This window comes from Cupriavidus sp. DL-D2, from assembly GCF_039710735.1.
Lineage (GTDB): Bacteria > Pseudomonadota > Gammaproteobacteria > Burkholderiales > Burkholderiaceae > Cupriavidus.
In genome coordinates this window covers 167744-179899 of record NZ_JBDKXK010000001.1, presented here as the reverse complement: position 1 = coordinate 179899, position 12156 = coordinate 167744, and the positions used below count along the sequence as shown (strand labels likewise).

Here is a 12156-nt window from a genome sequence, read left to right as displayed (position 1 = left end):
CGTCTGAATTTACGGGCGATTGATCTTGACGTTGATACCGTCGGACAGGACCGTGATTGTACCGGGTTCGACGCTGCTGCCAGCCAGCCGAAGCTGCTCGGGCTTGAATGTATACAGCGGATAATTCTGCAGCAGTTGCTCGGAGAGAATGCCGCCCAGTGCATTGAGTTGCCGCGCAAACTGGGCAGGCACGCCCTTCACCTCGAATTGTTTCACTTCAGGATCTTGCAGCACCAGCGAATGGCTTGGCGGATCGTAGCGAAGCGCGCTGTCCAATGCGAACTGACCCGTCAGCGGTTGCCGGAAAAACAGCCGGTTATCCACCGTGGCATCGAACGTCACCGTCACGCGATTGCGCGCGGAATCGAGCGCCAGCCGTGGATTGGCCAACTGGATATCGAACAGTTCCATATACCGCTTGTTGAACGGAAACTTCCGCTCGAGCGCCGACTGGAGCTGATCCTGGGAAAACGTATATTCACTGCGGAATACGCTGCAGCCCGCCAGGCCCAGCCCGGCAGCCGCAGTCGTTGCCGCGGCCACGGCCAGCCAGCGCCGGCGCGTCAAAGCGATCATGCGTGAATCTCCATCAAACAACGGTCACACGGGGAGCAGGCGCTGTGGCGATCTCAAGACGCGTCAGCCAGGCCAACGCCACCTCGCGCGAATCGCCGCACATCTCGGCCGACGGCCGCAATCCGCCGCAAAAGCCCGGCCGCGCCGGCTGCCCGAACACGCCACATCGCATATCGGGCAGCAACTGGGCGCAACGCTCGCCGGCCGCCTTGCCTTGCGGCATGCCCGGCAATGGGGAAGTGATCGACGGGGCGATGCAGCAGGCGCCACATCCGGCCCGACAAGTGAGTTCAGACTCGCAGGACATCATCAAGGTTCATCATCGAATGCCGACATTCACGGCACGACTGCCAAAAGCAGGCGCTCATTGTGCCTCAGCACGGATGATCGACCTGAAACAAAGCGCAACCTGGCGCCGCACCGGACGCGGCTTGACCGCGTGCAGGCAGTCCTCTACATTACTGACCGACCAGTTATTAATTACGTCGCTGCCTGGCGGCGGCAATCCGTCATCCCGTGACCCCTGCCTCACCCAAGACTGAACCCGACACCCGGCGATGGAGCCGGCGCAAGGCCGCCCGTCCCCAGGAACTGGTAGCGGCTGCGCTGGACCTGTTCGTGGAGCGCGGCTATGCCGCCACGCGGCTGGAGGACGTGGCGACGGCAGCCGGGGTGTCCAAGGGCACGGTGTACCTGTATTTCGCCAACAAGGAAGAACTGTTCAAATCGGTGGTGCGCGAGAATCTGGTGCCCGCACTGGCCCGTGGTACAGACCTCGTCGATACCTACGAGGGTTCCACCCCCGCACTGCTCCGCGAGTTGCTGCTCGGCTGGTGGGGCTTGATCGGTGCCACGCAGGTAGCGGGCCTGACCAAGCTGATCATCGCCGAATCCGGCAATTTTCCGGATATTGCACAGTTTTACCAGGACGAAGTCATGGGACCCGGCGACGCCTTGTTCGCCCGGGTATTGGCGCGCGGCGTGGAGCGCGGCGAATTCCGCAGCGTTCCCGCCAACCCGACAACCACGCTATTCTGCGCGCCGCTGATGTTCCTCATGCTGTGGCGCCAGTCGTTCAGTCAGTTGAACGTGCCGGCCATCGATCCCGACGCCTATGTCGACCAGCTACTGCACATGCTGTTATTCGGCCTGACCACTGGCCCGGCGCGCGATACGCCCCTGCCGGTGCAGCAAGGCCCCTGGGTCTGGGAAGGTATCCGCGACGAACTCATGGCCCAACGTGCGGCGCAAGCCTCACAGGACGAGGCGGACGGTGCCGTGCCATGACCGCGCATGGCGCCGTCAGCGGCCGGGTGTGTCCCGATGCAACGCCAATTTTCTGTAAACGAGCCGACGCGGTGCGCCGGAGTAAAATAGCGGGCTTTTGTGCAACTTCCCGGCAGACGGCGGCCTCTGCCACGCCCGGGACGGCGTGCAACTGGTACCGACCGACATGACAGCGCTGACGGCGAGGCAAGTCTCGCCCGGCATCGCACCCCCGCAAGTATCTGGAAGGAAAGGCAAGATGGATCTCGAAAAAGCCCGATTCAACATGATCGAACAGCAAATCCGCCCATGGGACGTGCTGGACCAGGAAATCCTGGACCTGCTGGCCGTGGTCAAGCGTGAGCAGTTCGTACCGAAAGCCTACGCTGCACTGGCTTTCGTCGACATGGAGATTCCGCTGCCCGGCGGCGAGAACATGCTGCCCCCGCGCGTGGAAGCTCGCCTGCTGCAGGAACTGAACGTCCGCAAGCATGAAAATGTTCTCGAAATCGGTGCGGGTTCGGGTTACATGGCCGCACTGCTGGCCCATCGCGCCCGCCACGTGCTGACCGTCGACATCCGTCCCGAACTGGTGGAACTGGCTCGCCAGAACCTGTCCGCCGCGGGCGTGACCAATGTGGAAGTCGCCGAAGGCAACGCCGCCGAAGGCTGGGCCGTGGCCGCACCCTACGATGTGATCTGTGTCTCGGGTTCGGTGCCGGAGCTGCCGTCCTCGATCCTGTCGCAAGTCAAGGTGGGGGGCCGTATCGTCGCCATCGTCGGCACCGCCCCGGTCATGGAAGCCCGCCTTGTGACGCGCGTCTCCGAAACCGAATACAAGGTAGTGAACCTGTTCGAGACGCTGGCCCGCCCGCTGCAAGGCGCTGCCCAGCCGTCGCGCTTCAAGTTCTGAACCGGAGCCAGCCATGCAGGTAATCACTGCCCCCGAACTGGCGCAATGGCTGGCCGACGCCAGCCGCGCCAAGCCGGTGCTGCTGGACGTCCGCGAGGATCTCGAGATCCGCACCGCTGCCATGCCCGGCATCACGCATATCCCCATGGGTCAGATTCCGGCCCGCCTGAACGACATCGACGAGGAAGCCGAGATCGTCTGCATCTGCCACCACGGTGCGCGCAGCATGCAGGTGGCGAACTTCCTGGAGCGCCAGGGTTACGCCAGGGTTTACAACCTGACCGGCGGCATCCACGCCTGGTCGACCCAGGTCGATCCGTCCGTTCCGCAATACTAGGCTGCAGTACCCGGTCACAAAACCGACGCAGTGTAAGACCCGCCGTACCTCGCCCCCGCCGTATCGCTTGTCGCCGTAACCGAACATTGGCGCTGAACGTGCCGCCGTGCTGGAGATGTCATGAGTTTTGCGCTGTCCGCCGTCCCCGCCGGGGCCAGGAAACCCCTGGCGCTCGCGGTTGCCTTGCTGAGCTGGTTCCACATGCCGTTTGCCACGGCGGCGGACCTGTTGCAGGTCTATCACGACGCGCAAGCCAATGACGCCCAGTTCGCCAGCGCCCGTGCACAGTTGCTGGCCACGCGCGAGCGCTTGCCGCAGGCACGCGCGGGGTTGCTGCCCCAGGTGGCAGGCACGGCGGGCGCCCAGCGCACCATGGCCGACTACAGCTCGCCGGTCGATACCACCCGCTACTTCAACGCGAACACCTGGAACCTGCAACTGACGCAACCGCTGTTCCGTTGGGACCGTTGGGAAACCTACAAGCAGGGCGAACTGGCCACGCTGGCCGGGGATGTCACCTTCCAGCAGGCCCAACTCGATCTGATCACGCGCGCCTCGCAGGCTTACTTCGATGTACTTGCCGCGCAAGACAACCTGTACCTGGCCGGTGCGCAGAAGAAGGCCATCGGCGAGCAGCTCGAACAGGCCAAACGCAATTTCGAGGTCGGCACCGCAACGATCACGGACGCCAACGACGCGCAGGCTCGCTACGACCTCGCCACCTCCACCGAGATTGCCGCCCAGAGCGCGCTAGAGGTGGTGCGCGCCACGCTGCAGCAGATCACCGGCAAGCCGGTGGACGAACTGATGGGCCTGCGCCCCGCAGCGACGATCCCCGGCCCCATGCCAGCCGATGTGAATGCCTGGGCCGCACAGGCCGAGCAGAGCAATCCGCAGGTGGGCCTGGCCGGATACAACTTCGAGATCGCCCAGCGCGAGACCAACAAGGCGAAGGCCGGCCACCTGCCGTCGGTCGATCTCGTGGCCTCCTACGGTTACACCAACGCGCAGGGCACGGCGACCCAGCTCAGCAATGTGGGCAGCCGCTATAACTCGGGCGTGGTGGGCGTGCAGTTGAATATTCCGATCTTCGCCGGCGGCCAGATCCAGTCACGCGTACGCGAGACCATCGCGCTCGCCGACAAGGCCGGTAGCGATCTCGAATACGCACGCCGCACTGCCGCGCAGCAGGCACGGCAGACCTACTCGGGCGTGTTCAACGGCCTGGCCCAGGTGAAGGCCCTCGAAGCCGCCGAACGCTCGGCCCAGAGTGCGGTGGAATCGAACCAGCTCGGCTACGAGGTAGGCGTGCGCATCAACATCGACGTACTGAACGCCGAAGCCCAACTGTTCTCGACACGCCGCGACCTGGCCAAAGCGCGGTACGACACGATCATGAACGGCATGCGGCTGAAGGCATCGACAGGCGTGCTGTCGGAAGAAGATGTGGTGCGGATCAATACGCTGCTGACGGAGCAGAGCGGGGCGATGTATCGGTTGCCAGAGAAAGCACGGATGGGGGCAGCCCCAGCGCCGACGCAAATGCGCAGCAGTCGAGGCAGGAAAGAAAGCGTGGCGCCATCGGCTCTGCCACGCTCCTGAACCGCAGACGATTCAGGTTCCGGTGACAGCGGTCATCCGAACCACGTTAGAAGTCATGCTTGAACTCGAAACTGGTGCCAGCGTGTGGCGCTGTGCCACACGCGATTCGCGAGCCGCCATTCCCAGCAGCAATCCCGTCAGGCCGGCATAGAAGACAACGTTGGCTTGATGAGCGAGCGTGACTTGCGTCAAGCCGCAGATCAATGCTGACAGCACCACACCCAGGCCGCCGCCGCCAAGACTCACGCCTTTCGGACAGACATTGGACCGGCATGCGCGCATCACGCGGGCAAATAGCACCGCAGGGACTAGGAAGAGTCCAAGAAACACGATGAGACCCGGTATGCCGGTCGTCGATGCGGTTTCGACGATGTCATTGTGGGCATGCTCAAGCACGCACGCCGTAGACTGCGTTTCCTGGCAAAACGTCGACGCATGCAGGATCCGGGCAAACTGCCCCACCCCGACACCACTCCAGGGATGCTCGGCAAAGTACTGCATACCCAGGTGCCAGATCTTCAAACGTACGCCCACAGATGTTTCAATCTGACCGTGCTGATACTGCTGAATTTCCCGTACCGCATCGTCGACCCGCGCGGAAACCGGACTATCAGGCACCAGGTAGGCACCGGCCCCGAGCACGGCCGCGCCACATAGCGCCAGGACAAACGTCCGAAAATTCAGGCGCCTATAACGCACCATAAGCATCGGCACGATCGCCACGAGCATGGCAACCAGTGCGCCGCGTGTGCCATTCAGCATCAGAATGCTGGTCCCGAGCAGCACATTGAGCCAGGCTTCGGCATGCTCGCCGCGACTGGTGCCGGGCCTCGCAAATCCTACCAGCGTCAGCGCGGCAACCATGTTCGCGAAGGCGATTGCCTGGATCCAGGCAGATGGCCGTGGAACGCCCATCACAAATTTTTGGTAGACGACGATCAGGAAGGCGCCTGCCAACGCGATCGTGATACCGCGCCAGAGGTGAACAGGATCGGGGGAGGTCCGCGCAATGACCCAGCAGGCCAGGATGGCCAGAAGCGCACGGGAGGGATTATCGATCACGTTCCAAGGCGTATCGTGGTACACCTTGGAGAAAATGAAGACCGCCACGAACAACACGACGGAAACGGCGAGCGGCACAAGGAAGTCGGAATACTCGCGCCACGCCCGCCCCATGCCACGTCGCCCGGCCAACATCAGGATAGCAATGCCGGCCAGGAAAAGGCCTGCTCCCCGCGGAACGCAAAGGACCAAAATGGGGAACGCGAAAACCAGAACATCGGCCAGCGTAGTAAGTCCACTTTTGCTGAAATTCATAGGGAGGCTAGAGGTAACTTATACGGGCGAATGACACCTCGTCACTCGCCCATGCAACCAGATTCTAATCGATCCATATTCAGTTCCCCCGTCTTCGCTCCACCACCTCCAGCACCTGCCACCGAATCGCCGAAGCATCTGCCGGAGGGTTCGGCACCTGATACTCCTTGACGCGCAGTTTGTAGGTCACGCCCGACTCGAAATCCAGACCCTCGATCGGCCCGTACCAAAGCTGCCATGGTTTGTCCGGCGCGTCGCGCCAGCGATAGCACTGCATCTTGCCAACGCCCGAGCATTCGACGCGCTGGGAATCGATATAGACAATCTTCTCGGTGCCCCCAACGCTGCCGGTCGCAGGATCTACCTTGTCACCACGCCGGCCGACACCTTCCCGTTCCACGAACTGGAGCAGTTCGCCGTCTGCGGTCTTCCAGATGACCTGTCGCCCCGTCGATCCAGCCGAGGGCTGCGTCCCAACCGTCGTGAACGGCGACTGCATCGCCTTCAGCAGCGCGGTTTCCGTATCCATGCGCGGACCCGGGCAGGCCATCCGCGTGCCCGCGATCCGATCGAACCTCACGCCGGAAGCAGTTTTGCCGTATCCCCCGGTAAATCGGTTGCAACCGCTTGTGCCGCTGACCGTACCCTGGCTGGAATCGATCCCGTCACTGAAATTGAAGACGATGGGTTCGCCGTTGTCGCCATGCGGAAGATCACGCAGCGTGCCATCGGCACGGGTCCAGCGCACCAGTTCCCATCGGCTGGGTCCACCGGAGCGGGTCTCACTGAGACTGGCACTGGCAGATGGGCTGTCCGGCGGCTGACCTGTGGTGGTGCAAGCAGACATCATCGTGATCGCTCCAAGCGCCAGAACGACAGCGAATCGGGGGGATTTCAGAAAATGCGGCATGGGCGAGGCTCCTTTTCCCGGAGAACGGCACGGATAGCGCGGCAACGTCACGCGCGAAGACAAGCGGATCGAAGACCACTGGACAATCCAGTCTAGCGGCCTTCTTCGGTCATGTATGTCAGCGCAACACTGGCGCGAGTGCCCCAAGCGTCCTCGCGGTGGCGCCGCGATGCAGCCCGGCGAACGTCAGTGCATTGGCGCGCATTTCAGCCAGCCGCGAGGGATCATCGAGGACGGCCGCCGCTGCGATCATGAGTTCGTCGGCATTGGCCACGCGCAGGCAGGCGCCGGCCGCAATGGCATCCTCGGTAGCTTGTGCGAAGTTGAAGGTATGCAGCCCCATCAGCACGGGGGTGCCAATGGCGCAGGCTTCAATCAAATTCTGTCCGCCGAGCGGAATCAGGCTACCGCCGATGTAGGCAATGTCAGATGCCGCGTAGTACATCGCCATCTCGCCCATGGAGTCGCCCAGCAGCACGTCTGCATTGACTTCTGCCCCGGCGCTGTCGATGTGGAGGGCGCTGCGTCGCTGCACGGAGAAGCCTGAGCGCGTTGCCATGCCAGCCACTTCATCGAACCGTTGCGGATGGCGCGGTATCAGCAACAACAGCGGCCGCTGCTTGCCGGGCCAGCGCGAGAACGCTTCGAGAATCAACGGTTCCTCGCCCTCTCGCGTACTCGCTGCCGCGAGCACCTGACGGCCACCCAGCGCCTGTCGCAACGCCTGGCCACGCGTGATGCCGGTGTCCGGCGGCTGCATGTCGAACTTCAGGTTGCCCGTGATCTGCACGGACCTGACGCCGAGCGCGCGATACCGCTCGGCATCGCCTGCGGTCTGCGCCAGCACCATCGAGAAATCGTTATACAACGCCGCCGCCGCGCCGCCGAAACGGGCCGTCCGTCGATAGCTGCGCGGCGACAACCGGGCATTGACCAGAAACAACGGCACACCAGCGCGACGGGTCACGTGAACGAGGTTCGGCCACACCTCGGTCTCCATGATCATCCCCGCTTCGGGCCGGAAGTAGGACAGGAAACGGCGCACCAGCCACGGCATGTCATAAGGCAGGTAGCACTGCTGCACGCGTGGATTGTCGCCATAGAGTTGCGCGCCGGTCTGGCGGCCCGTCGGCGTCATGTGTGTGAGCAGCAGACGGTGGCCCGGATAGGCGACCAGCAGCGAATCGATCAGCGGTTGCGCGGCGCGCGTCTCGCCGACGGATACCGCATGCACCCAGAGCCACGGTCCTGCAGCAGGGATGCCTTCGTACTGCCCCAGCCGCTCGCCCACGTGATGCACGTAACCGGGTTCCTTGCGCGAGCGCCAGACCAGACGCAGCAGCGCCACGGGCAGGATGACCAGCCACAGCAATGTATAAATCCAGCGCAACATCAAACACTCGCTCCGCGCACGCGCCGCGCAGCGGCGTAGACATCATCGACCGACGGCACCTGACCGTCGTCGCCCACATTGGCAATGCGGTCGGACCAGTAGCCTTCGGTCTTCCAGCGCCAGGTGGCGGTGTAGATTTCGACGGTCGGCCGGCAGAGCGCAGCCGCGATATGCACGAGACCCGTATCCACGCCGATTACGACCTCGGCCCGATTGATCAGCCCGAATCCCTGCATCACCGAGAAACGCGGCAGCACCTGCGCGCCGGGCATGCCCGCGGCCAGTGCCTCGGCATCGCGCCGCTCCGATTCGCTGCCCCACGGCAGCAGCACGGCCAGTCCTTCGGCGTGAAGCTTTTTGCCGAGGTCATGCCAATGCGCGACGGGCCAGCGCTTCTTCGCGCCCGCCGTGGCATGAAAGCAGACCGCGAATCGCGCAGGCAGATCGGCCCATAGCGGATCATCGACATGCAGCGTTTGCGCCGATGGTCCGAAGAACGCGGGCGGATCGGCGGGCGTGGCACCGGTCAGGGCCGCGCCGAGCAAACGCGAGCGCTGCACGGAATGCGTCTGGCGCGGAACCTTGACCGGGGCGGTATAGAACAGCCGCGCGGCAGGCTCGTAACCGGAGCCTTGCGTCGCATTGCCCAAACCGACGATCGGCGCGCTACGCGTGCGCGACGCACTGCGCGCAACGATGGCGGTCTTCAGCAATCCCTGGGTTTCGAGCACGGCGTCATAAGCGTGTTCGCGAATGGCCGCGCGCATCGCACCAACTTCCGCCCAGGTCTCACCCTTCCAGAAACCCTTGCGCCAGCGGCGCAGCGCGAACGGAATCACGCGGCGCACTTCGGGCAACAGCTTCACGAGATCGACGTAGCCCTCTTCCACCACCCAGTCGATCTCGGCCTCGGGCCAGCGTGCGCGCAGGTCATGCACGAGCGGCATGTTGTGCACGACATCGCCCAGCGACGAGACCTTGACGATCAGGATGCGCGGCCGTGCGGGCAAGGCAAATGACGAAACCGGCGCCACTGGCGCCGGCGACGTCACCGAAGTCTGTCCCACGGACTCAGAACGGGAGCTTTGCATCCGGTTTTTCTGCAAGGATTACGCGCTTGAATTCGGCCTGGATACGGGCCAGCGCGGCATCGTTGTCCGCCTCGAAGCGCATGACCACCACGGGCGTTGTGTTGGAGGGTCGGGCCAGGCCGAAGCCATCGGGATATTCCACGCGCACGCCATCGATGGTGATGACTTCCTTCGCACCGTCGAACTTGGCATTGGCGCGGATCTTGTCGAGCAGCGTGAACGCCTCGCCCTCGGCCACCTTCAATTGCAACTCAGGCGTGCAGTTCGAGTTCGGCAGCGCATTGAGCACAGCGCTCGGATCGGCGTGGCGCGAGAGAATTTCCAGCAGGCGCGCGCCCGTGTACAGGCCATCATCGAAACCGTACCAGCGGTCCTTGAAGAACACGTGGCCGCTCATCTCGCCGGCGATTGGCGCGCCAGTTTCCTTGAGCTTGGCCTTGACCAGCGAATGGCCCGTCTTCCACATCAGCGGCTCGCCGCCATGCTCGCGAATCCACGGTGCCAGCTTGCCCGTGCATTTCACGTCGTAGATGACCTGCTGACCGGGATTGCGAGAAAGGATCTCCTCGGCGAACAGCATCAACTGACGATCGGGGAAAATGACCTGGCCATCCTTGGTCACCACGCCCAGCCGGTCGCCATCGCCATCGAAGGCCAGCCCAAGCTCGCAGTCAGTCTCGCGCAGACTCTGCATCAGATCCTGCAGATTCTCCACATGCGCCGGGTCCGGATGGTGGTTCGGGAAATGACCATCGACATCGCAGAACAACTCCACCACCTCGCAACCGAGACCCCGGAACAGGTCGCCCACGAAGGCGCCCGCTACGCCGTTGCCGGCATCAAGGGCGATCTTCATCGGACGGGCCAGCTTGATGTCGCCGAGGATACGGTCGAGATACTGCCGGCGGATATCGACGAGCTTGTAGCTGCCGCCACCCTTCGTGAAATTGCCGGCTTCGATGCGCTGGCGCAGTGCCTGGATCTGGTCGCCATAGATGGCCTTGCCACCAAGCACCATCTTGAAACCGTTGTAGTCGGGTGGATTGTGGCTACCGGTGACCATGATCCCCGATGTGGCGCGACGGCCATCGAGCTCGATGTTGGTGCCGAAATACACCATCGGCGTGGCAACCATGCCAACATCGATCACGTCCAGCCCGGCGGCCCGCAGGCCCTCCACCAGTCCGCCCAGCAGGTCGGGGCCGGACAGCCGGCCATCGCGGCCGACCACGACGGCCTTTTCGCCAAGTTCTACGGCGGCCGAGCCAAACGACAGGCCAATGAAACGGGCCACTTCCGGCGTCAGCGTCTTGCCGACGATGCCGCGAATGTCATAGGCCTTGAAGATCGAGGGTTCAATTTGCATTGTGGCTTCCCGAGGACAGAGTTCATCGTGCGAGTCCGCCCGCAGCAAGAAACGTGCGGGACGGGGCGCGGGCAGGGCGCCAAAAAGCCGTATTGTGCCGGATTGCGAAGTCTGCGCCAGTTTATAATCACCCGGGCATCTGGAAACCGCCTTCGGTGCGCCATCGCACCACCGGCCGCCCTGGCTGGAACAGGCGGCCAGAATGCCCGGGCACAGTGCCTCGAAACCAACATTCCTTCGCGTTCGTGCTCTATATGTCCCCCACCCGACCCCGTGTCGCCTATGTCATCACGAATTCCGAGATCGGCGGAGCACAAACCCACGTGGCCGACCTGATGCGTGCGTTGCGTGACCGGATCGACGCGACCCTGCTGTCAGGGGGGGATGGTCCCTTGTTTGCCGCCACCGAGGCCGTAGGCGCCCGAACCATACGCCTATCGATGCTGGACAATGCGCTTTCGCCGATCCGCGCCGTCGCCGCGCTACGCCAGTTGATGTCCGCGCTGCGCCAGGCCGCACCGGACCTCGTCCACGTGCACAGTGCGAAGGCGGGTGCTCTTGGCCGTCTCGCCGCCTGGCTACTTGGAATTCCCGTCATCTACACCGTGCACGGCTTCGCATTCAAGCCGGCGGCGCCTCGCTTGCGCCGGGTGGCGGCGCGCGTGGCAGAAACCTGCCTGGCTCCCCTCACCTCACGATTCATTTGCGTCGCAGAGGCCGAGCGCGCCCTTGCGGGCAAACTCCCGGTACCAGGCAGCCGTGTCACCGTTATCCACAATGGTGTGGCCGATACGGAAGCGCGCGCCCATCCGGCGCAGCCCCTGAGCCGGATCGCGACGGTGGCCCGATTCGCGGCGCCCAAGCGCCCCGATGTGCTAATCCGCGCATTCGCTCAAGCGCCGCTCGAACATTGCGAACTGGTCATGGCCGGTGAAGGACCCATGCGGGAAGCAATGCAGCAGTTGGCCGCCCAGGTCGCCCCCGGTCGTGTCAGCTTCCCGGGCAATGTGGCGGACATCCCCGGCCTTCTTGCCTCGGCGCAGATCTTCGCGCTGGCGTCAGACCACGAAGGGATGCCTCTTTCCGTTCTCGAAGCCATGCGGGCAGGTCTTCCCGTGGTCGCCTCGGATCTCCCCGGCATCCGTGAGCAGGCCGGGCCCACCGATGCCGCGTGGCTGGTTTCCGTCGATGATGCCGCCGCGTTTGCCGTGGCCCTGACCGAACTCGGGCGCGATCCATCGCGCCGCGCGGTGATGGGCCACGCCGCGCGGGTGCGTTGGGAAGAGAATTTCCGCATTGATGCAATGGCCGAGGCCACATGGCAAGTCTATCGGCAAGTGCTCGGACAGCGCCGCACGACAGCTTCGTTGGTGGAGCCCACCTGA

12 protein-coding genes are annotated in these 12156 nt (G+C 63.7%); 5 read left to right on the top strand and 7 right to left on the bottom strand.

The genetic code is table 11. The features are described from left to right. Positions 1–9: 9 nt before the first annotated feature. Positions 10–576, bottom strand: a complete 567-nt coding sequence (locus tag ABDB81_RS00795; protein WP_137925115.1) for a DUF1439 domain-containing protein — start codon at positions 574–576, stop codon at positions 10–12. Positions 577–589: 13 nt separating this feature from the next. Next, positions 590–883: a YkgJ family cysteine cluster protein gene (locus ABDB81_RS00790; protein ID WP_137925173.1), complete on the bottom strand. Its 294-nt coding sequence runs from the start codon at positions 881–883 to the stop codon at positions 590–592. Positions 884–1092: 209 nt separating this feature from the next. Between ABDB81_RS00790 and ABDB81_RS00785 the strand changes: the two genes are divergently transcribed. From ABDB81_RS00785 to ABDB81_RS00770, 4 genes are all read left to right on the top strand, one after another. Beyond that, positions 1093–1863: a TetR/AcrR family transcriptional regulator gene (locus tag ABDB81_RS00785; protein WP_160472869.1), complete on the top strand. Its 771-nt coding sequence runs from the start codon at positions 1093–1095 to the stop codon at positions 1861–1863. A 238-nt stretch (positions 1864–2101) separates the two neighbouring features. Then, the gene (locus ABDB81_RS00780) at positions 2102–2755 is read left to right on the top strand and encodes a protein-L-isoaspartate O-methyltransferase (protein WP_346809378.1); all 654 of its coding nucleotides are present in this window, start codon (positions 2102–2104) and stop codon (positions 2753–2755) included. Between the two features lie 13 nt (positions 2756–2768). After that, entirely contained in the window at positions 2769–3092 is a 324-nt protein-coding gene (locus tag ABDB81_RS00775; protein ID WP_137925112.1) for a rhodanese-like domain-containing protein, read from the top strand. Between the two features lie 120 nt (positions 3093–3212). Beyond that, a complete protein-coding gene (locus tag ABDB81_RS00770) occupies positions 3213–4694 on the top strand; it encodes a TolC family outer membrane protein (protein WP_346809376.1) in 1482 nt (493 codons plus the stop codon). A 12-nt stretch (positions 4695–4706) separates the two neighbouring features. On the opposite strand, the gene ABDB81_RS00765 is transcribed toward ABDB81_RS00770, so the two are convergent. From ABDB81_RS00765 to ABDB81_RS00745, 5 genes are all read right to left on the bottom strand, one after another. Next, a complete protein-coding gene (locus ABDB81_RS00765) occupies positions 4707–6011 on the bottom strand; it encodes an O-antigen ligase family protein (protein ID WP_346809374.1) in 1305 nt (434 codons plus the stop codon). 79 nt (positions 6012–6090) lie between these two features. After that, positions 6091–6921, bottom strand: a complete 831-nt coding sequence (locus tag ABDB81_RS00760) for an META and DUF4377 domain-containing protein (RefSeq protein WP_346809372.1) — start codon at positions 6919–6921, stop codon at positions 6091–6093. Positions 6922–7039: 118 nt separating this feature from the next. Next, positions 7040–8314 (bottom strand): lipid IV(A) 3-deoxy-D-manno-octulosonic acid transferase, encoded by a 1275-nt coding sequence (waaA, locus tag ABDB81_RS00755; RefSeq protein ID WP_346809370.1) that lies wholly within the window; start codon positions 8312–8314, stop codon positions 7040–7042. After that, positions 8314–9405: a lipopolysaccharide heptosyltransferase I gene (waaC, locus tag ABDB81_RS00750; RefSeq protein ID WP_346809368.1), complete on the bottom strand. Its 1092-nt coding sequence runs from the start codon at positions 9403–9405 to the stop codon at positions 8314–8316. Before waaC ends, waaA begins: the two co-directional genes overlap by 1 nt. Further along, positions 9386–10771 carry a phosphomannomutase/phosphoglucomutase gene (locus ABDB81_RS00745; RefSeq protein ID WP_346809366.1) on the bottom strand — a complete coding sequence of 462 codons (1386 nt, stop codon included), beginning with the start codon at positions 10769–10771 and terminating at the stop codon, positions 9386–9388. Before ABDB81_RS00745 ends, waaC begins: the two co-directional genes overlap by 20 nt. A 254-nt stretch (positions 10772–11025) precedes the next feature. On the opposite strand from ABDB81_RS00745, the gene ABDB81_RS00740 reads away from it, so the two are divergent. Continuing rightward, positions 11026–12156 (top strand): glycosyltransferase family 4 protein, encoded by a 1131-nt coding sequence (locus tag ABDB81_RS00740; protein ID WP_346809364.1) that lies wholly within the window; start codon positions 11026–11028, stop codon positions 12154–12156.